The organism is Ruegeria sp. BG11, from assembly GCF_056538565.1.
Genome location: NZ_JBQFTH010000009.1, coordinates 92,629 through 113,495, shown reverse-complemented (window position 1 = coordinate 113,495; position 20,867 = coordinate 92,629). Strand labels below are relative to the sequence as shown.

At 59.5% G+C, this 20,867-nt stretch carries 24 protein-coding genes; 2 read left to right on the top strand and 22 right to left on the bottom strand.

From position 1 onward, the window contains the following. Positions 1 to 2: 2 nt before the first annotated feature. The 19 genes from ACR0JF_RS15465 to ACR0JF_RS15375 form a co-directional block, all read right to left on the bottom strand. Positions 3 to 407 carry a DUF5333 domain-containing protein gene (locus ACR0JF_RS15465; RefSeq protein WP_425085020.1) on the bottom strand — a complete coding sequence of 135 codons (405 nt, stop codon included), beginning with the start codon at positions 405 to 407 and terminating at the stop codon, positions 3 to 5. 98 nt (positions 408 to 505) lie between these two features. Next, a complete protein-coding gene (locus ACR0JF_RS15460) occupies positions 506 to 850 on the bottom strand; it encodes a hypothetical protein (protein WP_170554328.1) in 345 nt (114 codons plus the stop codon). Between the two features lie 80 nt (positions 851 to 930). Then, positions 931 to 1,437 (bottom strand): DUF3291 domain-containing protein, encoded by a 507-nt coding sequence (locus tag ACR0JF_RS15455; RefSeq protein WP_170493639.1) that lies wholly within the window; start codon positions 1,435 to 1,437, stop codon positions 931 to 933. Then, positions 1,434 to 2,732, bottom strand: a complete 1,299-nt coding sequence (gene nuoF / locus ACR0JF_RS15450) for an NADH-quinone oxidoreductase subunit NuoF (protein WP_170461087.1) — start codon at positions 2,730 to 2,732, stop codon at positions 1,434 to 1,436. The genes ACR0JF_RS15455 and nuoF overlap by 4 nt, the downstream gene beginning before the upstream one ends. Before the next feature lie 12 nt (positions 2,733 to 2,744). Then, a complete protein-coding gene (locus ACR0JF_RS15445; RefSeq protein WP_170467891.1) occupies positions 2,745 to 2,966 on the bottom strand; it encodes a DUF5337 domain-containing protein in 222 nt (73 codons plus the stop codon). Positions 2,967 to 2,993: 27 nt separating this feature from the next. Next, a complete protein-coding gene (nuoE, locus tag ACR0JF_RS15440) occupies positions 2,994 to 4,100 on the bottom strand; it encodes an NADH-quinone oxidoreductase subunit NuoE (RefSeq protein WP_170660702.1) in 1,107 nt (368 codons plus the stop codon). Beyond that, positions 4,100 to 5,323 (bottom strand): NADH-quinone oxidoreductase subunit D, encoded by a 1,224-nt coding sequence (locus ACR0JF_RS15435; RefSeq protein WP_170375130.1) that lies wholly within the window; start codon positions 5,321 to 5,323, stop codon positions 4,100 to 4,102. Before ACR0JF_RS15435 ends, nuoE begins: the two co-directional genes overlap by 1 nt. Then, complete coding sequence (locus ACR0JF_RS15430) at positions 5,323 to 5,445, bottom strand: hypothetical protein (RefSeq protein WP_419738290.1); 123 nt, start codon at positions 5,443 to 5,445, stop codon at positions 5,323 to 5,325. Before ACR0JF_RS15430 ends, ACR0JF_RS15435 begins: the two co-directional genes overlap by 1 nt. Before the next feature lies 1 nt (position 5,446). Next, the gene (locus tag ACR0JF_RS15425; protein ID WP_170461080.1) at positions 5,447 to 5,620 is read right to left on the bottom strand and encodes a hypothetical protein; all 174 of its coding nucleotides are present in this window, start codon (positions 5,618 to 5,620) and stop codon (positions 5,447 to 5,449) included. A gap of 3 nt (positions 5,621 to 5,623) precedes the next feature. Continuing rightward, positions 5,624 to 6,226 carry an NADH-quinone oxidoreductase subunit C gene (locus ACR0JF_RS15420; RefSeq protein ID WP_170660701.1) on the bottom strand — a complete coding sequence of 201 codons (603 nt, stop codon included), beginning with the start codon at positions 6,224 to 6,226 and terminating at the stop codon, positions 5,624 to 5,626. Between the two features lie 12 nt (positions 6,227 to 6,238). Continuing rightward, a complete protein-coding gene (locus ACR0JF_RS15415) occupies positions 6,239 to 6,772 on the bottom strand; it encodes a NuoB/complex I 20 kDa subunit family protein (protein WP_037307875.1) in 534 nt (177 codons plus the stop codon). Beyond that, positions 6,763 to 7,128, bottom strand: coding sequence for an NADH-quinone oxidoreductase subunit A (locus ACR0JF_RS15410; RefSeq protein WP_050602775.1), 366 nt, complete (start codon positions 7,126 to 7,128; stop codon positions 6,763 to 6,765). The genes ACR0JF_RS15415 and ACR0JF_RS15410 overlap by 10 nt, the downstream gene beginning before the upstream one ends. 186 nt (positions 7,129 to 7,314) lie before the next feature. Then, entirely contained in the window at positions 7,315 to 8,103 is a 789-nt protein-coding gene (locus ACR0JF_RS15405; RefSeq protein ID WP_170660700.1) for a crotonase/enoyl-CoA hydratase family protein, read from the bottom strand. 1 nt (position 8,104) lies between these two features. Next, positions 8,105 to 8,956 carry a hydroxymethylglutaryl-CoA lyase gene (locus tag ACR0JF_RS15400; RefSeq protein ID WP_170660699.1) on the bottom strand — a complete coding sequence of 284 codons (852 nt, stop codon included), beginning with the start codon at positions 8,954 to 8,956 and terminating at the stop codon, positions 8,105 to 8,107. A 79-nt stretch (positions 8,957 to 9,035) separates the two neighbouring features. Further along, positions 9,036 to 10,964 carry an acetyl-CoA carboxylase biotin carboxylase subunit gene (locus ACR0JF_RS15395; RefSeq protein ID WP_170660698.1) on the bottom strand — a complete coding sequence of 643 codons (1,929 nt, stop codon included), beginning with the start codon at positions 10,962 to 10,964 and terminating at the stop codon, positions 9,036 to 9,038. A gap of 10 nt (positions 10,965 to 10,974) precedes the next feature. Beyond that, positions 10,975 to 11,643, bottom strand: a complete 669-nt coding sequence (locus ACR0JF_RS15390; protein WP_170642998.1) for a hypothetical protein — start codon at positions 11,641 to 11,643, stop codon at positions 10,975 to 10,977. 2 nt (positions 11,644 to 11,645) lie between these two features. Further along, positions 11,646 to 13,250 (bottom strand): carboxyl transferase domain-containing protein, encoded by a 1,605-nt coding sequence (locus ACR0JF_RS15385; RefSeq protein WP_170660697.1) that lies wholly within the window; start codon positions 13,248 to 13,250, stop codon positions 11,646 to 11,648. Beyond that, positions 13,247 to 13,825: a hypothetical protein gene (locus ACR0JF_RS15380; protein WP_170660696.1), complete on the bottom strand. Its 579-nt coding sequence runs from the start codon at positions 13,823 to 13,825 to the stop codon at positions 13,247 to 13,249. Before ACR0JF_RS15380 ends, ACR0JF_RS15385 begins: the two co-directional genes overlap by 4 nt. After that, positions 13,822 to 15,348, bottom strand: a complete 1,527-nt coding sequence (locus ACR0JF_RS15375; protein ID WP_170660695.1) for an AMP-binding protein — start codon at positions 15,346 to 15,348, stop codon at positions 13,822 to 13,824. The genes ACR0JF_RS15380 and ACR0JF_RS15375 overlap by 4 nt, the downstream gene beginning before the upstream one ends. A 137-nt stretch (positions 15,349 to 15,485) precedes the next feature. Between ACR0JF_RS15375 and ACR0JF_RS15370 the strand changes: the two genes are divergently transcribed. Beyond that, positions 15,486 to 16,091, top strand: coding sequence for an OmpW/AlkL family protein (locus ACR0JF_RS15370; RefSeq protein WP_170375109.1), 606 nt, complete (start codon positions 15,486 to 15,488; stop codon positions 16,089 to 16,091). A 48-nt stretch (positions 16,092 to 16,139) separates the two neighbouring features. Here the strand turns inward: ACR0JF_RS15370 and ACR0JF_RS15365 are convergent, their stop codons facing one another. The 3 genes from ACR0JF_RS15365 to ACR0JF_RS15355 form a co-directional block, all read right to left on the bottom strand. Next, entirely contained in the window at positions 16,140 to 17,306 is a 1,167-nt protein-coding gene (locus ACR0JF_RS15365; protein ID WP_170660694.1) for an isovaleryl-CoA dehydrogenase, read from the bottom strand. A gap of 170 nt (positions 17,307 to 17,476) precedes the next feature. Beyond that, positions 17,477 to 18,667, bottom strand: coding sequence for an aminotransferase class I/II-fold pyridoxal phosphate-dependent enzyme (locus ACR0JF_RS15360; protein ID WP_170660693.1), 1,191 nt, complete (start codon positions 18,665 to 18,667; stop codon positions 17,477 to 17,479). Between the two features lie 39 nt (positions 18,668 to 18,706). Continuing rightward, positions 18,707 to 19,378 carry an HAD-IA family hydrolase gene (locus ACR0JF_RS15355; RefSeq protein ID WP_170660692.1) on the bottom strand — a complete coding sequence of 224 codons (672 nt, stop codon included), beginning with the start codon at positions 19,376 to 19,378 and terminating at the stop codon, positions 18,707 to 18,709. A gap of 134 nt (positions 19,379 to 19,512) precedes the next feature. Here ACR0JF_RS15355 and glmU point away from each other — a divergent pair, with 134 nt between their 5' ends. Then, positions 19,513 to 20,865, top strand: a complete 1,353-nt coding sequence (gene glmU, locus ACR0JF_RS15350) for a bifunctional UDP-N-acetylglucosamine diphosphorylase/glucosamine-1-phosphate N-acetyltransferase GlmU (RefSeq protein WP_170660691.1) — start codon at positions 19,513 to 19,515, stop codon at positions 20,863 to 20,865. The last annotated feature ends 2 nt before the right edge of the window (positions 20,866 to 20,867 follow it).

Below are 20,867 nucleotides of genomic sequence, written 5' to 3'. Positions count from 1 at the left end.
CGTCAGTTCGCCCTCAAATAAACGCCGATGGCGCTGTTTCTGTCGATTTCTTTCCGCCCTAATGTGCAGAAGGAATTCGGGTTTTCGTAGGTCACGCCGTTGGCGGCAAGATAAGCCTCGCCCTTGGCGCGCATCCGGTCTTTTTCAGCGTCGGATTCGACATAGGCCCGGATCTCTTGGTCCGAGTAGCCAAGGCTGTTCGCCTCGGACCGCAGCCCCCACATCACGTTGATCGCTTTCAGCTTCCGCCCGCTGATCGAGGGGCAATAGTCCGAAATCTCTTTCGCGACCGCAATGTAATACAGCTCATTGTCGATCTGTTTCACCTCACGCAGAGGCGGCTTGGCCTCGGCGACCGCAGGGATCATCAGCGCAAGACCGATTGCAAGTGTTTTCGCATAAGACATGACAGGTCCTTTCATCTTGGATCGACCAAGATGGGTGTCGCCCTGTCTGCTATGCAATAACAGACCGCTGGCCCTGCCGTGATATGCAGAAAATAGCCTCATGGTCTTTGGCAGGTTCCCGCAAAAGTCAGTTTGTCGTCGCTGATGCGCAGGTTCTGCGGTTCTGTATCCGGACCAACCTTCCAAACAATGCGCGACGAGCCGAAGTTCTGGATGCAGAATTTGGTGCCTTCGAACCGGCCCGCCTCACGCGCGCCGTCAAGCGAGGCTGACACGTTGTTCACGACTACAGTGAATTCGGTCGGCGTATTGCGTTTGTCGACCGATTTGGCCTTGGCGCGGAAAAACTGGCCGTCAAACAGCACACGGTCCTTGGACGAGGTGACGGTGCAAGCCGAGATCAGCACAAGCCCTGCAAGGCCAGCCAAGGTTGAGAATTTCATAGTCTTCACTTTATTTATTCCTGTCAGATGGCTGGCATCTGGGCGGCTGCGCGCGTGATCAGAATGGTGTGCCATCCCGCTCACTCCGCTGCGACCTGAGCGCAACGATTGTCGCGCCACTTGCTTGCTTGTTTCAAATCCGCCCATCCAAAGGCGTGTTCACTTGGACCTTCCTGGCGCAGACGCTCTAGCCGCGCCATGGCTTCATCCAGATCCGGCTGGTGCCCTGCGGGCACCCACCACATGACGAAATGCTGATCCCCCAGCAGTTCAAACCACTCCTGACGGCGGTCGTAAAACTGTTTGTGTATGGTGCCCCAGACAAATGTCTCAAGGCTCGCGACGTCTTCCCAGACCGTCAGGTTGGCGACAAATTGAGGATCACCCCCAATCGCGTTTTCCGTATTCCCGGTTCCCGGCTCGCCTGAGCCTTCCATCATCCATACAAAGCCCGGCATCCGCTTGCCCAAGCCGTTGACCTTGTCGAGATTGGCCATGAACTCAGCCACCCTAGGGTCATCCGTCGGGGCAAGCAGGCGGCCAATATTCAGTTCGGCCAGATGATATCCGTCGGGCTGCCTGATCATTCCGCTGCCATCGCTCCCATGCGGCCTGATTTCTGCGCCTTGATGCGGTCCTCGATCTCTTCTCGGAAGTTGCGGATCAGGCCCTGGATCGGCCAGGCCGCGGCATCGCCCAAGGCGCATATCGTGTGGCCTTCGACCTGTTTGGTCACGTCGAACAGCATGTCGATCTCTTCCAACTCGGCTTCACCGCGCACAAGGCGGTCCATCACGCGCATCATCCAGCCGGTGCCTTCGCGACAGGGCGTACACTGGCCGCAGCTTTCGTGTTTGTAGAATTTCGACAGCCGCCAGATGGCCTTGATGATGTCGGTGGACTTATCCATCACGATCACCGCCGCCGTGCCAAGACCCGAGCCCAGTTCACCGCGCAGATAGTCAAAATCCATGATCGCATCGCGCATGTTCTCACCGCGCACGCACGGAACAGACGATCCACCTGGAATGACGGCCAATAGGTTATCCCAACCGCCACGGATGCCTCCGCAATGGGTTTCGATCAGCTGTTCGAAAGGGATCGACATCGCCTCTTCGACGACGCACGGGTTGTTCACATGGCCCGAGATCGCAAACAGCTTGGTACCCGCGTTGTTCTGACGACCAAAGCCCGCGAACCAATCCGCGCCTCGGCGCAGGATGGTCGGTACAACAGCGATGGACTCCACGTTGTTCACCGTGGTTGGGCAGCCATAGAGGCCTGCGCCAGCCGGGAATGGCGGCTTCATGCGCGGCATACCCTTTTTGCCCTCAAGGCTTTCGATCAGCGCAGTTTCTTCGCCACAGATATAGGCACCCGCGCCGTGATGCAGGAAGATGTCGAAATCCCATCCCGAGCCGGCCGCGTTCTTGCCCAACAGCCCGGCGTCATAGGCCTCATCAATTGCGGCCTGTAGCGCCTCGCGTTCGCGGATGTATTCGCCGCGCAGGTAGATATAGCAGGTGTGCGCATTCATCGCGAAAGAGGCAATCAGGCAACCTTCGATCAGCGTATGCGGATCGTGGCGCATGATCTCACGGTCTTTGCAGGTACCCGGCTCGGATTCATCCGCATTCACGACCAGATAAGACGGGCGGCCATCGCTTTCCTTGGGCATGAACGACCATTTCAGACCGGTTGGGAAGCCCGCGCCACCGCGCCCACGCAGGCCCGAGTCTTTCATCGTCTGGATGATCCAATCCCGGCCCTTTTCGATCAGACCAGCGGTGCCATCCCAATGCCCTCGGGCCTGCGCGCCGCGCAGAGTACGCTCGTGCATCCCGTAGATGTTGGTAAAGATCCGGTCCTGATCCTTCAGCATCGCGTGTTACCCTCAGCTGTCCTGACGCATGCGCCAGAGTTGAAATATGTTGACGCCTGCATAGATGAAGCCGGCCAAAGCAGCGAAATCAAATAGCAGCGCATAGCGCCCCGGCATTCCAATCGCGGGGCCGATGAACAAAGTCATGCCAAGCCAAACCACCATCGTCACGGCGATGACGATGCCTATATGTCGGCCCTTGCGGGCTATGGCTTGCTCTTTGTCCTTATCCATCTCGTCCTCGAGCCCTTGCAGGGGCGTTTAGTCTTCGTAAGTGCCGTCTTCCTTGGCACGTTTGGCGAATTCGGTCTGATCCCCAACAGCCAGCTTGGCCGCTTGTTCAATCCAGCCATCGCGTTCGATCCGGCCCTTGAACTTCAGGCGCGCATCCACCCAGGCCACATGCTCGGGCGTCCAGGCTGCGATCTGATCATAGTGGAAAAAGCCCAGATCGTTCAGCGTCTCTTCAAGCTTCGGCCCCACACCTTTGAGCATCTTGAGGTCATCCGGCAGGCCCCCACGCGCCTCAGTCAGCGTTCGGGGTTTATCTTCCTCGACTTCTTTCTCTGTGGCCTCAGCGGCCTGTTTCACGGCAGGTTTCGGTGGCTCAGGCGCTTTCGGCGGTTTCGCCGCCGCCGATGCCCCGGCCTGTTTGCCGTCTTTCCCCAGCCAAGGCGTGAGGATCGGAACCTCAGTCCCGTCGATCCGCTTGACCGTATCGCCAAGCTCTGCCGCCAAGGCCACGCTGGCATTGTGTTCCGGCTTTCCAGCCTCATGTTCGGTCAAGCTGCTGAGGCCTTTCAAAGGCTCAGCCGCATAACGCCCGTTCTGAGGGCCAGGTGTGGGCACCTTCCCCGCAGCCAGATCGTCAATGATCTTGCCAAAACTCTCGGCGGTCAGGTCTTCGTAGTAATCCTTGCCGATCTGCGCCATCGGAGCATTCGTACAGGACCCAAGGCATTCCACCTCTTCCCAGCTCAGCTTGCCATCGGCGGATAGCTCATGTGGCTTGGCGGAGATCTTTTCCTTGCAGACCGCAATCAGATCCTCGGCCCCGCAAATCATGCAGGAGGTCGTGCCACAGACCTGAATATGCGCCACCGACCCAACCGGCTGCAGTTGGAACATGAAGTAGAACGAGGCGACCTCAAGCACGCGGATATAGGCCATGCCCAGCATGTCGGCGACGGATTCAATCGCTGGTCGGGACAGCCAGCCCTCCTGCTCTTGCGCGCGCCACAGCAGAGGGATCACCGCACTTGCTTGGCGACCCTCGGGGTATTTCGTGATCTGCGCTTCGGCCCATTGCTGGTTGGCGGCGGTGAACGCAAAGCTTTCGGGTTGTTCGGGGTGAAGACGGCGGAGCATTAGCGGTCAATCTCTCCAAATACGACGTCCATGGTGCCGATGATGGCGGCGACGTCAGCCAGTTGGTGGCCTTTGGCGACGTGATCCATGGCTTGCAGATGCAGGAAACCCGGTGCGCGGAGTTTGGCGCGATAGGGTTTGTTGGTGCCGTCGGCGACCAGATAGACACCGAACTCGCCCTTTGGCGCCTCGACGGCGGCATAGACCTCGCCCGCAGGAACGTGGAAGCCTTCGGTGTAAAGCTTGAAGTGATGGATCAGGCTTTCCATCGATGTCTTCATGTCCGAGCGTTTCGGCGGGGTAATTTTACCACGGGCCAGAACGTCGCCCGGGCATTCTCGGATTTTGGCGATGGCCTGACGGATGATCAGCAGCGACTGGCGCATCTCTTCCATGCGGCAGAGGTAACGGTCATAGCAGTCGCCATTCTTGCCGACGGGGATCTGGAACTCGAACTCGTCGTAGCACTCATAGGGCTGCGCACGGCGCAGGTCCCATGCAAGGCCCGAGCCACGGACCATCACGCCCGAGAAGCCGTATTTCTGAATGTCATCCTCGGTCACGACGCCGATATCGGCGTTGCGCTGCTTGAAGATGCGGTTTTCGGTCAACAACCCGTCAATGTCGTCGAGAACGGCGGGGAATTCGTGGCTCCATGCCTCGATGTCGTCCAGCAGTTCGGGCGGGAGGTCCTGATGGACGCCGCCGGGGCGGAAATAGGCGGCGTGCAGGCGGGCACCACAGGCGCGCTCATAGAACACCATCAACTTTTCGCGTTCTTCAAAGCCCCAAAGCGGCGGGGTCAGAGCGCCCACATCCATCGCCTGTGTGGTCACGTTCAGCAGGTGGTTCAGGATGCGGCCGATTTCGGAATACAGAACCCGGATCAGAGAGCCCCGGCGCGGTACTTCGACACCGGTCAGTTTTTCAATCGCCAGACACCAGGCATGTTCCTGATTCATCGGTGCCACGTAGTCCAGACGGTCGAAATACGGCAGGTTCTGTAGATACGTCCGGCTTTCCATCAGCTTTTCGGTGCCACGGTGCAGCAGACCGATATGCGGATCGCAGCGCTCGACGATCTCTCCGTCCAGCTCAAGCACCAAACGCAAAACGCCATGTGCGGCAGGGTGTTGCGGGCCGAAGTTGATGTTGAAGTTGCGGATCTTCTGTTCGCCGCTCAGCGCGTCAGTGCTGCCGTCATCATATCTTGAGCCGTCCATCACCGCCCCCGCTTTTTCTTCGCGTCCGCACGCACCCGGACCTTCTCGGCCTCAGCCGCCTTGGCTGCGGCACCGGCAAGCAGCACCCCAAGAGCGCCCAAAATGATCAGTTCCCCCAGCATCTCAGCGACGCTCCATCTCTTGCAGCTTCATGGCCATGATCCACAGTAGGATCAGCGTTCCAATCGGGATGACGCAGGCAAACGCCCAGAACTTCTCGATCCCGAAATGCGGCAGCAGTTTCAGCATCGGGATGATCGTGGCGATCGTGAAAGCGATCCAGATCAGGAACTCCATGGCTTACGACTCCTGTTTTTCATCCCCCGGAAGAATGTAGTTGGCACCTTCCCATGGGGACATGAAATCAAACTGACGATATTCCTGCACGAGGCTGACGGGCTCATAAACCACCCGTTTCTGCGCCTCGTCATAGCGGACCTCGGTGTAGCCGGTGGTCGGGAAATCCTTGCGAAGCGGATAGCCCCGGAACCCGTAGTCGGTCAGGATGCGCCGCAGGTCCGGATGGCCCGAGAACAAGATGCCGAACATGTCGAAAACCTCACGCTCGAACCAGTTGGCCGAGGGATGCGTATCAACGATCGAGGGCACCATGTCTTCTTCCCGGATGGAGACCCGCAGACGAATGCGTTGGTTCTGGTACATCGACAGGAAGTGATAGACCACGTCGAACCGCTTGGCGCGCTCGGGGTAGTCGACGCCCGTGATATCGACCAGCGTCGAGAACTGGCAGGAGCGGTCGCTTTTGAGGAATTCGATGAACTCCACAAGGTTGGATAGCGCCACATCCACGTTCAGCTCACCATGGGTGACATCCCAGGACAGTACACAGTCGGACCGTTTCAGTTCCAGATGCGTACCGAGTTCTTTGAGTGCTTCGCTCATCCGCCCTCTCCCTTAGCGCACGATCGTGCCGGTACGGCGAATTTTGCGTTGCAGCTGCATCAAGCCGTACAGCAGCGCCTCAGCCGTCGGAGGGCATCCGGGGACGTAAATGTCTACCGGAACGATCCGGTCACAACCGCGTACAACCGAATAGGAATAGTGGTAATAGCCGCCGCCATTCGCACAGGACCCCATAGAGATTACATAACGCGGCTCGGGCATCTGGTCGTAGACCTTACGCAGCGCAGGAGCCATCTTGTTGGTCAGCGTTCCGGCCACAATCATCACGTCGGATTGGCGTGGGGATGCACGCGGCGCGATACCAAACCGTTCCGCGTCATAGCGCGGCATCGAGGTGTGCATCATTTCAACCGCGCAACAGGCCAGACCAAAGGTCATCCAATGCAAAGACCCGGTCCGCGCCCAATTGATAATGTCTTCGGTCGAGGTCAGCAGGAAGCCTTTGTCCTGCAGCTCGGCATTCAGGGCCTGGGTGGCGACTTCTTTGTCGACGCCGGCGGTATTTGCACCCGTCATCACTCCCATTCCAAGGCCCCCTTCTTCCATTCATAGGCAAAGCCGATGGTCAAAACGCCCAAGAAGACCATCATCGACCAGAACCCGACATCGCTGATGTCCTTAAAGCCCACGGCCCAAGGAAACAGGAAAGCAATCTCGAGGTCGAAAATGATGAACAGGATCGAAACCAGATAGAAGCGCACGTCGAACTTCATCCGAGCGTCATCAAACGCGTTGAAACCGCATTCATAGGCGCTGACTTTTTCGGGATCGGGGTTGCGAACTGCCAGAACGACAGCTGCCAGAATCAGGACAATTCCCAGGCCGACGGCTACGGCCAGAAACACCAGAATAGGGAGATACTCCCGCAGCAGGTCTTCCACGTCTAGCTCCTTTCCTGCGCGTCCCCTTTCGGAGAGCGCCGTCAATTGGCGTGTTGACTCGACTTTCTCTAGCCCCACGCGGTCAGAGGGTCAACCGAACACAAGCGCGCACCACGTCATTCATCCCCTTGACAGACCTTCGGGAATCACCCGGATTTCGCATCAGCGGACAATAGACGCCTCAAGTTAAACTTTGTTGTTCCACTTGGGGTTACGTTTTTCAAAGAAAGCTTCGATGCCTTCGCATGCTTCAGGCGTCTCCCATCGGGCGACCAACGCTTGGATGGTATGGTCAATCACACTGTCGTCAAGACGCGGGCCTAGGTTTTGAACCAAGGCCTTAGCCGACGCCACAGCCCCCGGCGCACAGGACAGGTAGGGGGTGATTTCATCCTCGACAGCGCGGGACATTTCATCGGCTGGCACAGCTTTTGCCAAAAGGCCAAGCTCCACCGCCTCTGCCGCGTCAAAAAAACGCGCCGACATGAAAACACGCCGCGCGCGGGCCTCACCCATCCGCGCGATCACGTATGGCCCAATCGTCGCTGGGATCAGGCCCAGCCGGGTCTCGGTCAGGCCCATTTTAAGGGTGTCAACGCCAACCGCCACATCGCAGACCGAGGCCAGCCCGACGCCACCGCCAAACGCGTTGCCTTGCAATGCACCAATCAGAGGTTTGGGCATCTCGTTCAGCGCTTGCAGCATTTCCGCCAGCTTGCGAGCCTCGGTAAATCGGGTCTCGGCATCCGCAGCCATCTGATCGCGCATCCAGCCCAGATCGCCCCCGGCGCAGAAGCTTTTGCCAGACCCGGTCAGCACAACAACGCGCACCGCCTCGTCTCGCCCCAGCCGCGCCGCTGCCTGGGTCAATTCGCTGATCATCTGCGCCGACATGGCGTTGTGCTTTTCGGCGCGCGACAGGGTCAGCGTCGCAACACCCCGGTCATCTGTGACGACCGCGATCGTTTCAAACATATCAGCCTCTCATTGCCTGCGCCATCTGCGCGGCTTCGTCCAGAACCGATGCGTCCAGACCGGTCTCATATCCCAGCCGCTCCAGATGGGCGGCAACTGCTTCGGTCGCGACATTGCCCGCCGCGCCGGGTGCATAAGGGCATCCACCCAAGCCCCCGACCGCAGCGTCAAACACCCGCACGCCCAGCGCCAGCGAAGCATCAATATTGTCCATCGCCCGCCCGTTGGTGTTGTGGAAATGGCCCGCAAGCCGGGTAACGGGCACCCTGTCGCGCACCGCCAGCAGCATATGCGCAATCTTGTCCGGAGTTCCCTGCCCGATCGTGTCGCCAAGCGAAATCTCATAACACCCATGCGCGAACAGAGCGTCCGCGACCTCAGCCACTTTTTCGGTTGGGGTCGGACCATCATATGGGCAATCGGTCACGCATGAGACATAACCCCGGACGGGCAGGTCAATATGGCGCGCGGCCTCAAGGATCGGCACGAACCGTTCAATGGATTCCGCGATGGTCGCGTTGATGTTGGCTTTCGAGAACCCCTCGGAGGCTGATGCAAATACCGCGATCTCATCCGCTTTGGCCGCCAGCGAGTCTTCATAGCCGCGCATGTTCGGCGTCAGCGCCGCATAGCGCACGCCCTCGGCCCGTTTGATCCCAGCCAGGACCGCGCCGCTTCCTGCCATCTGCGGTACCCATTTGGGAGATACGAAACTGGCCACCTCAATTCGATTGAACCCGGCGCGGCTCAGGCAATCGACCAGCGCCACCTTTTCTGCCACCGGAATCTGGCGCTGTTCGTTCTGAAGCCCGTCCCTTGGCCCGACCTCGAATATCTCGACCTGTTCTTTCATCAGCGCATCCCTCCCCGGCTTCTTTTCGTTTTACATTCGGATAGCCCGACTGTGCCACGCAATGCATGGCCCGAACAGATCAATCCTCGGCCAAACGAACCAGTGCCGCCCCGGCCTCAACCTGCGCACCTGCGTCTGCCAACACCTCGGCCACCACACCGTCTCGGGCGGCGAGCAGAGAATGCTCCATCTTCATGGCTTCCAGAATCGCCAGCCGATCGCCCTCTTTCACCGCCTGCCCTGCCAAGGCAAAGACGGCCTTGACCAGACCCGGCATCGGCGCCTCGATCACGTTGGTATCTCCTGCAGCGCTGGCATCGCGATCCAAGGGGTCGACGATTTCAAACGCCTGCCCATAGTCTTCAAACACCGTGATCTGAGGCCCAGCGACGGCGACATGGGGCATGCGCTGTCCATCAATGACCCAACCACCATTGTGCTGCGCAATCACCTGCGCGCCATTCACCGTCCAGAGCTGCCGGTGCGGGCTTTCGACCTGAACATCCAGATCAAGGACCTCACCGTCGCGCATCAGCTGCACGGCCCGGTGCAACGGCCCCCACAGGGTGAAGCCAGTCTCTGACGTTGTCTCCGTCAAACCCAGCGCTGTTATCGCCGCGGCCACAACCGAGACATTGCTCGCATCCGATGACTGGACCAGATCCTCAAGGTCACGCGCTATCAAACCCGTATCCACATCGCCCGAGGCAAACCCACCATGGCGTGTCAGAGCGCCAAGGAAGGCCAGATTGGTCACCGTCCCTGCAACCTCGGTCTGGCGCAGGGCGCGATGCAGGCTCTCAAGCGCGACCGCGCGGGTCGGACCATGCACCACGACCTTGGCGATCATCGGATCATACCAGGGGCTGATCGTGTCCCCCGCCCGCACGCCACTATCCGCGCGGCACTCAGGCGGAAACAGCAGATGGGTCAGAGTCCCCGTCGCGGGCAAAAAGCCCTTGGGCACATCCTCGGCATAAAGCCGCGCCTCAAACGCGTGACCATTGATCGACAGGTCGCTCTGCTGCCTCGGCAAGCTTTCACCCGCTGCAACGCGTAACTGCCATTCGACCAGATCAACGCCCGTAATCGCCTCAGTCACCGGATGTTCAACCTGCAGGCGCGTGTTCATCTCCATGAACCAGAAGCGATCCGGCCGCAGCCCTTCGGACGCGTCGACAATGAACTCAACCGTCCCGGCACCTTTGTAGCCGATTGCCTCCGCCGCACGCACACCGGCCTGCCCCATCGCCTCGCGCATCTCAGCCGTCATACCGGGGGCCGGCGCCTCTTCGATCACCTTCTGATGTCGCCGCTGAAGCGAGCAGTCGCGTTCAAACAGATGTACCGCATGGGTACCATCGCCGAAAACCTGAACCTCGATATGTCGAGGCTTGGAGACAAATTTCTCGACCAAAACTGCGTCATTGCCAAAGGCCGTCTTAGCCTCACCGCGCGCGCTGTCCAAGGCGTCCGAGAACGCTTCGGGTGTCTCAACCAACCGCATACCTTTGCCGCCGCCGCCTGCAACCGCCTTGATCAGCACGGGATAGCCAATGGCCGCGGCTGCCTCGGCCAGAATAGCGGGATCCTGATTGTCACCGTGATATCCGGGCACAACGGGCACGCCTGCCTCCTCCATCAAAGCCTTGGCCGCATCCTTGAGACCCATCTTACGGATCGCATCCGCCGATGGACCAATGAACGTCAGCCCTGCGGCTTCAACTGCATCCACAAAATCGGGGTTCTCGGACAGAAACCCATAGCCGGGATGGATCGCCTGCGCCCCGGTCTCGAGCGCCGCCTGGATGATTGCATCCCCCTTCAGATAGCTCTCGGACGGTGCCGCCCCGCCAATATGCACCGCCTCATCCGCCATCTGCACATGCTTCGCCGAAGCATCCGCATCCGAATAGACAGCCACACAGGACACACCCATTTTCTGAGCGGTTTCGACAACGCGACAGGCGATCTCGCCTCGGTTTGCGATTAGGATTTTGTTGAACATCTGGGAGCCCCTACCACCAAGAACCGCTTTTTTCGTCTTGCAGATGCGCCCTGACATAATCAGGCAGCGGCCACGCATCGCGGTCCATTCCGCTGATTTTACCAAGATGACCATCACGATAGGCGTGATAGTAGAGCTCGGGATGAATTGTGATTTCAATCTCGGCCAATGCCCGTTCTACTTTAACTTTGGTACGGTCAATTTCGTCGGCCAACTTTGCTTCATCGCTTTTCCCCGACAAGATACGCGGAAGCGATATGTCACCTAAGACTCTTTTGCCCACGGACATTGCTGCCGCCAAAACGAGGTTTCCGACCAGCCCGCCAACAATATCGACTGCCGAATTCAGACCAAAGCTCCAGCTCAGCCAGCCCCGTTTTCCCTTCTTTGCCGCGAGTTCAGCACGCATCCGATCGAATTCGCGTGCAAATACCACACGAAACTCACGTGCAAATCGTGTCCGGCTAAAGTCATCTCGACCTGCTAAAATCCGAATGACTGGGCGCACGAAGTAGCCGCCATTTGACCGATCTACGAACTCCTCAAAATCAAACAAGAAAAAATAGTCCTCAGGATCCCGAGAGTTGTGGACCAAATAGACCGAGATTTCGGCCCGTGTGGTCAAATCAGGGATTTTGAGTTCCGGGATTGTGTCCCAAAGTTTTTTCTTCAGGTCCATGGTCACATCCTGAACACGCCGAAACGTGTTTCCTCGATCGGGGCGTTCAGAGCGGCGCTCAACGACAATGCCAGGACATCGCGCGATTTGCGCGGGTCGATGATCCCGTCATCCCATAACCGAGCCGAGGCATAGAGCGGATGGGACTGCTCCTCGAACATATCCAAGGTCGGGCGTTTGAATTCGGCCTCCTCCTCGGCCGACCACGTCCCGCCTTGCCGCTCGATCCCGTCACGTTTGACCGTGGCCAGAACGCCCGCCGCCTGCTCTCCGCCCATCACGGAAATCCTTGAGTTCGGCCAAGTCCACAGGAACCGAGGCTGATAGGCGCGACCGGCCATGCCATAGTTCCCGGCCCCGAAGGACCCTCCGACAAGCATCGTGATCTTCGGCACCGAGGTTGTCGCCACCGCCGTCACCATCTTGGCCCCATGCCGCGCGATGCCTTCGTTCTCGTATTTGCGACCGACCATAAAGCCGGTGATATTCTGCAGGAACACCAGCGGGATACGACGCTGAGAACATAGCTCAACAAAATGCGCGCCCTTCTGCGCGGCCTCGGAAAACAGCACGCCATTGTTGGCGATGATGCCCACAGGGCAGCCTTTGACATGGGCAAAGCCAGTTACCAGTGTCTCGCCAAAGCGCGGCTTGAACTCATCGAACCGAGAGCCATCGACCAGACGCGCGATCACCTCTCGGATGTCGTAGGGGGTGCGCAGATCAGCAGGAACAACGCCGAGGATCTCCTCGGGGTCATAAGCAGGGTCTTCAGGGCTGGCCCAATCGACCGTCTGCAGCGTGCGTAAGTTCAGCGAGCCGACGGCCCGACGCGCCAAAGCCAGCGCGTGGGCGTCATCCTCGGCCAGATAATCCGCCACGCCGGACAGGCGCGTATGGACATCGCCGCCGCCCAGATCTTCGGAACTCACAACCTCGCCAGTCGCGGCCTTGACCAGAGGCGGCCCGGCCAGAAAGATCGTACCTTGTTCTTTCACAATGATGGTCACGTCCGACATTGCGGGCACATAGGCCCCACCCGCCGTACAAGAGCCCATCACCACAGCGATCTGAGCGATGCCCTTCGCGCTCATCCGCGCTTGGTTATAGAAGATACGGCCAAAGTGGTCGCGGTCTGGGAAGACCTCATCCTGATTGGGCAGGTTCGCACCCCCGCTATCCACCAGATAGATACAGGGCAGGTGGTTCTCCTCGGCAATCTCCTGCGCGCGGAGGTGTTTCTTGACCGTCAGCGGATAATATGTGCCGCCTTTCACAGTGGCGTCGTTGCACACCACCATGACCTCGCGCCCCTGTACCCGGCCAATGCCCGCGATGACCCCGGCGCAGGGCGCGGCGTCGCCATACATCCCATGCGCCGCCGTCGCGCCGATCTCCAAAAAGGGAGACCCCGGGTCTAGCAGGTTCGCCACCCTACGCCGAGGCAGCATCTTACCCCGAGAGACGTGCCGCGCACGAGATTTCTCGCCACCGCCCATTCGAGCGGCTTCTGCGGCGGTCAAAATTTGCGCCAGCGCGTCGAGATGGGCCGTACGGTTGGCTTTGAAGCCCTCAGAGGCGGGCATGGCTTTGGATGTGAGTTTCATGCGCGCAGCATCCTCTTCAGTTTCTCGGGCAATTGTCGGCGGGCACGGGCGGTCTTGAAAACCGTCGGCAGCTTTCTGTCGAACCAATATCGCCAAGGGTGGTTTACCGATGTTTTTCCACTCAGCAGTTCAAGCATCGCCACGACGTGTTGTCGGTCGTAAAACCAAAGCAACCGACCGGAGTAACTCAGTTGGTAAAAGGCGTCCCGAGGCCAACTGAGTTTGGTTTTTCTGGGCGAATGGCAGTGGCCGCATATTGAAGTGCCATGAAGTGAATTCAGAACGTGCCGATACATGCCCACCGGATACAACGCACTCGACGAATGAATGTCTGAACCGCCAAGGCCGATGAAAGTCAGTGAATGTTCGCGATGCCAATTCGCATAGTTTCGTTTGGGTCGATCTGCCTTCACGATCAAGACATCTTTTCCAAGCGCTTTTCCAACTGAGCCCTTCATGCTGACTTCTAACTCTGCTGGAACGAAACGCGCAGGTTTTTGACAATTCGGGCACTCGATAGCGACCGCTTGCGGAGGGACAGAGTTATCACGCGCGAAGTCAAATGGGAGTGTCATCTGGAAACCTCTCCTGCCGCCCGCGCCTTTAATTCCTTCCGGATCACCTTTCCCGTCACAGTCATCGGCAATTCCTCCAAAAACGCCACCTCGCGCGGATAGGAGTACTGCGCCAGACGGTCCTTGACCCAGTCCTGCAGCTCCGGCCCTGAGGCCTCGACCCCCGGTTTCAACACCACATAGGCCTTCACGATCTCTGTCCGCAGCGGGTCGGGCTTGCCGACCACGCCGACCGTTGCGACCGCCGGGTGGGTCAGCAGACAATCCTCGATCTCAGCCGGACCGATGCGATACCCGGCTGAGGTAATCACGTCATCATCGCGACCAACGAAGCGCAGATAGTCACCCTCCCAGACGCCTCGGTCTCCGGTGATCAGCCAATCCCCCCGGAATTTCTTAGCCGTGGCCTCAGGCCGGTTCCAATATTCCAGCAGCATCGAGGCCGAGCCACGTCGGATGGCCACATTGCCCTCGTCCGTCGTGGGTGTGCCGTCCTCATCAATCACCGCAACCTCGTGGCCCGGAACCGGTTTGCCGATACAGCCGGGACGCACCGGGAAATCCTCGGCACAGGACGAGACGACCATGTTGCATTCGGTCTGGCCGTAAAACTCGTTGATCGTCAGGCCAAATGCCTGTTGACCCCACGCCAGCATCTCGGCGCCCAGAGGCTCACCCCCTGACGCGACCGAACGCAGGCCGGGGATGCTCTGATCCGCCGCTTTCAGCATCCGCAGCGCGGTCGGAGGGAAGAACACATTGCGCACGCCGCCGCGCGCGATTACATCGGTACAGGCCTCGGGGGTGAATTTGTCCAGCCGTGAGGCCACCACGGGGAGGCCCAGCGCTAGGCCCGGCATCAGGACATCGAACAACCCTCCGATCCAGGCCCAATCCGCCGGGGTCCAGAGGCAATCCCCCGCGCGCAAGTGGTTATGGCTGATCGAAACGCCGGGCAGATGGCCGGTCAGCACGCGGTGCCCGTGCAGAGCACCCTTAGGGCTGCCGGTTGTGCCCGAAGTATAGATCAGCACGGCGGCGTCTTCGGGGCCGGTATCCGCAAAGGGCAGCTCTGGGCCGGGTTGGGCGAGCTCAGCGGCGATTATAGGCTCGGCCAGATCACCCAGCAGCACCGCGCCCTCGGCATCCGTCAGAACGATCCCTGCCCCGGCATCCGCCACGCGAGAGCGCAGCGCGTCCTGTTTGAAAAGCTTGAACAGAGGCACCGAGATCGCGCCGATCTTCCAGATCGCCAGATGCGCCGCCGCACACCACGGAGACTGGCTGAGCAAAACACCAACCCGGTCACCGGTCTGAACCTTGGGCAAGAGCGCCCGCGCAAGCCCATCGGCCATCTCGTGCAACTGACCGTAAGTTACAGGCCGCTCCTCGCTCTCGGTCAGATCGACCAAGGCGACCTGTTCGGGCAGATGGTTCAGACACTGGCGTGCCATGTTCAGCCGATCGGGAACATCCCAGCCACCCGCCGAGCGCAAACCCGGTATGCGCAGATCGCCTGACATCAAAATTTTCCTTTGTTTTCGGGGTCTGCAGTTATGTCACACCTGCCGGGTGCGCTCACGCAAATTTGACTCAGATCAGAGAGTGCAGGCAGCGCCCGTGCAAAACAGCGGTCATCAACTGAACCAAAGGCAGAACAATGACTAATAAACTCGCCGCTTTGACCCTCTCCACCGCGCTGGTCGCGCTGGCTGGCCCCGCACTCGCCCAATCGCAAGGTGACTGGACCGTTGGTTTCGGTGTCGGCTACCTGGACCCTAAATCTGACAACGGAACGCTGGCCGGTTTTGACGCCGAGGTCGACGACGACACCCGTCCGATCTTTACCGTCGAATACTTCATCCGGGACAACCTGGGTATCGAATTGCTGGCCTCCACGCCATTCGAACACGATATCACCTTGGGTGGCAGCACCGACGCTGGCAGCACCAAGCACCTGCCCCCCACCTTGTCGCTGAACTACCACTTCCCGACCAACAGCGCGTGGAAGCCCTACGTCGGCGCAGGCCTCAACTACACTATCTTCTTTGAAGAAAGCTCTCCGCTGGGCGACCTGGAACTGGACAACTCGTTCGGTCTGTCGCTTCAGGCTGGTTTGGACTATCAGATCACTGAACAAGGCGCTGTCCGTTTGAACGTGCGCTGGTTTGACATCGACTCGGACGTCAAACTGAACGGTGCCGATATCGGCACCGCGGAAATCGATCCTTGGCTGGTCGGCGTATCCTACGTCCATCGCTTCTGATCCTTTGATCGAAACGCCCCGCAGTTCCCTCGGCTGCGGGGCGATTTCTTATCCCAGCATTTCGCCCATCAATTCACGACCGATCAGCATGCGGCGGATTTCGCTGGTCCCGGCCCCGATCTCCATCAGCTTGGCATCCCGGAAGATCCGGCTGACCGGAGCGTCTGACAAGAACCCCGCCCCTCCCATCGCCTGTACGGCCTGATGCGCCTGCGTCATCGCCGCCTCAGAGGCATAGAGGCAGCACGCCGCAGCGTCCTGACGGGTCACGTCCCCTCTGTCGCAGGCCTTGGCGACCTCATACACGTAAGCACGGGCCGAGTTCATCGCAGTGTACATATCTGCGATCTTGCCCTGCATCAGTTGGAACATGCCGATGGGTTTGCCGAACTGCTTGCGCTCGGCCAGATAGGGCATGATTTCATCCAGACATGCGGCCATGATGCCGGTTCCGATCCCGGCCAGCACAACACGTTCATAGTCGAGCCCGGACATCAGAACGGCAACACCCTTGCCCTCTTCGCCCAGAACATTCTCAAACGGTACTTCTACGTCTTCAAAGATCAGTTCTGCGGTGTTGGACCCACGCATCCCAAGCTTGTCGAAATGGGGTGAGGTCGAGAATCCCGTCATCTCTTTCTCGATCAGAAACGCGGTGATCCCTTTCGATCCCGCATCCGGGTCGGTCTTGGCATAGACGACCAGAGTATCCGCATCCGGCCCATTGGTGATCCAATACTTGTTCCCGCTCAGGCGGTAATGATCATTGCGCTTCTCGGCGCGCAGCTTCATCGACACCACATCCGATCCAGCCGAGGGTTCGGACATTGCCAACGCACCCACATGCTCGCCCGAGATCAGGCGCGGCAGGTATTTCTGCTTTTGCTCTTCCGTGCCGTTCAGCTTGATCTGGTTAACGCAGAGGTTCGAATGCGCGCCATAGGACAGCGAGACCGAGGCCGAGGCCCGCGCGATCTCTTCAATCGCAACAGTATGCGCCAGATAAGACATGCCAGCGCCACCGTATTCTTCGGGTACGGTCACGCCCAAAAGGCCAAGCGCGCCCATCTCGGTCCACAGCTCATTTGGGAACGCGTTCGACGCATCGACCTCAGCCGCCATGGGCTTGACCCGCTCCTGCGCCCAACGATGCACCATCTCGCGCAGCGCATTCACGTCCTCGCCCAGATCGAATTGCATACTCGCCATGAACATTGACGCTCTCCTCTCAGCATTAATGAACAAGTGTTCAATAACTGGATACCAGCGAATCTGCGGCGGGTCAATCATTCCGGGCGCCCCGATTCCAAAACTCAAAACGCCGCCCGAACCGGGGCGGCGTTTCCCAAAAAATCAAGCGTGCGCTGCAGGCGCACTCAATTGGATCACGATTGGTAGACAGCTCCGACCTCGGCCCGGATGATGCGGGCGATCAGTTGGCAGTCTTCCAGCGAAAAGGTCAGGGGCACGCGCATATCCATAATGCCAGCCAAAACCCGGTCCGAGGCAGGCATTCGCTCACTTTCGGCATAGCGCCAACTGTCATAGCGTGAGGTAAACCCGGTGGGCTCGGCACCGCCGAACCATTTCAACTCCACCCCGCGGCTGGCACAGCGGTTGATCACCTCGGCGATCCTTTCAGGCAGCCAATCGAGCAACAGGAACTGGATCGACGATCCCACATAGGTCTCTGCTTCGGGACGCTCGACCATCGTCAGGCCAGGCGTTCCCCGCAGGCCGTCTTCAATGGTCTGATACCGTTCGTTCCACCGGCCAACCTGCCGATCCAGATCCCGTAGCTGAGGGCGTAAAATCGCAGCGCGCAAGTTATCCATACGGCCCGAAACGTTCGGTGTAGTGAATTTGATCCGCTCGAACACCTCTGGCCCCGGTGCCGCCAAGTGCCGCTCGTAGAGCATGTAGGACCCCGATAGCATGGTCGCTTTAGCCGCAAGTTCCTCATCATCGGTAACCAGCAGACCACCCTCGCCCGAGTTCACATGCTTATAGGTCTGGCACGAATAACACCCAACGGCCCCTTGCCGACCAGAGAGCTGCCCGCGCCACGCGGCCCCCATCGTGTGGGCGCAATCCTCGATCACGACAACGCCCGCCACATTGCAGAGCTGCATCAACCGATCCATGTCGCACAGATGGCCACGCATATGACTGAGCATCAGAACCCGCGCCTGATCCAGCTTGGCCTCCAGATCCTCCAGGTCAATGGTCAGGTTTTCGGTCACGCCGACAAAAACCGGTTTGGCCCCGACCGAAGCAATCGCCCCCGGCACAGGGGCCAGTGTGAACGCGTTGGTCAAAACCGGCTCGCCGGGCTGCACACCCACGGCCCGCAAGGCAGTCGCCAAAGCATAGCCACCCGACGACACGGCAAGACAATATTTTGCCCCCGTCTGTGCCGCGAATTCCTGCTCCAGCAGCGCGGTCTCGCCCAATTCGCCAGGCACAACGTTGTAGCGATGCAAACGTCCGTGCCGTAGAACGGCCAGAGCGGCCTCTACCGCCTCGTCCGGGATGGGTTCTTGCTGGGTGAAGCTGCCAGTGAATGTCTCAGTCATAGGCTAGTTCTGGGGCTCCATCCGGTCAGGGTCAAGGGATCAAGCCGCCGCACCGATCAACTCGGCCACAAGATCGGGCAGATCGTTGAAATGATGCAGCAAGGCTTCAGGCTCCAAAGCGGCCATATCGTCGCCTGAGGGACCGAACGTGACCAGAACCGAAGGTACTCCGGCCGCTTTCGCGGTATTGCGGTCGGTATCAGAATCCCCGATCAGAACGCATAGGTCTGGATGCCCACCTGCACGCCGCGCGGCCTCGCGCAGCGGCTCGGGGTCGGGTTTGCGCACCGCTAGAGTGTCCGCGCCGACCAAGGAGGCGAAGTGATCCAGCACACCCATCTGGCTGAGCAATTGATGCGCCAGACGTTCAGGCTTGTTGGTGCAGATCCCAACGCCATAGCCTGCGGTTTTCAAGGCCTCGACCGCCTCCAAAGCACCGGGGTAGAACTGCGTGTGGGTGTCGATGTCCTGCGCATAGGCTTCAAGCAAAACCGGATAATACGCATCAACCGTGCCTTCATCATAGGCCCCGACGCGCTTCAATCCGTGCGTCAGCATCATACGCCCGCCACGCACTGCGATGCCCGCATCCTGCCCGTGAACCATAACATCGCCATGCCCCATCTCGCGAAAACAATGGTTTGCGGCAGCCAGCAAATCGCCCGATGTATCCGCCAAAGTGCCGTCCAGATCGAAGATGACCGTGCGCATTGCGCCTCCTTGCTCGGCAGGTTTCCGCCATGTCCTGTTGCAATCGGCAATCTAGTTTGATGGCCGAACGGCTTGCGCCTTTGCCCTCAGCGGATAAAACGGACGGCAACAAAACACAAAGAGAAAACGATTTCATGACCACTGCCCTTGTCATCCTTGCCGCCGGGAAAGGCACCAGGATGAATTCGGACATCCCCAAAGTCCTGCACCCGATCGCTCAGGTTCCGATGCTGGTTCACGCCATGCGCGCCGGTTCGGTGCTGTCGCCCGAGCGCACCGTGATCGTCACAGGCCACGGGGCCGAGGCCGTCGCCAAGGTCGCACAGGCCGAGGATGAGACCGCACAGATCGCCGTGCAAGAGGAGCAACTGGGCACCGCCCACGCAGTCGCGCAGGCCCGCGATGCGTTGGAGGGGTTTGATGGCGATGTCGTGGTCCTTTACGGCGACACACCGTTCCTTCAGCCTGACACGCTCGAGCGGATGATCGAAGCGCGCGCGCAAAATGATCTGGTGATTCTAGGCTTTGAAGCCGCCGACCCGGCTCGTTATGGCCGCCTGGTGATGAACGGCGACACGTTGGAGCGGATCGTCGAGTTCAAAGATGCCACGGATGAAGACCGCGCGATCACCTTCTGCAACTCGGGCCTGATAGCCTGCGACGCGGCAACGCTGATGTCCCTGATTGACGCGGTCGGCAACGACAACGCCTCGGGCGAATACTACCTGACGGATGTGGTCGAAATCGCCCGCTCCCGCGATCTGAGTGTGACAGCGGTTGCCTGTTACGAGGCGCAGACGCTGGGCGTGAACTCTCGCGCGGATCTGGCCGCGGCGGATGCGGTGTTTCAGGCGCAGGCACGGGCCGAGTTGCTGGATTTGGGGGTCACACTTGTGGCCCCGGAAACGGTCTACCTTGCCGCCGACACAGTCATCGGGCGCGATACGGTGATCGAACCGAATGTGGTCTTCGGTCCCGGCGTGACCGTCGAAAGCGGCGCAACGATCCGGGCGTTTTCGCATCTGGAAGGCTGCCATGTCAGCCGCGGCGCCATCATTGGCCCCTATGCCCGCTTGCGCCCCGGCTCGGAACTGGCGGAAAACGCGCGCATCGGCAATTTCGTAGAGATCAAGAATGCCGAGATCGCCGAGGGCGCAAAGGTCAATCACCTCAGCTATATCGGGGATGCCTCGGTCGGGGCGGGTTCGAATATCGGGGCAGGCACGATCACCTGCAACTACGACGGCGTGATGAAGCACAAAACTACGATTGGAGAGGGGGTCTTTATTGGCTCCAACACCATGCTCGTAGCCCCGGTTAGCGTAGGCGATGGCGCGATGACGGCAACCGGTACGGTCGTGACCAAAGATGTAGACGCCGAGGCACTGGCCGTCGCGCGCGCCAAGCAGGAAAACAAGCCCGGCTACGCACGCAAATTGTTTGATATGTTAAAGGCGAAAAAGGCTCGCCGCGATAAAGAGGCCTGAGT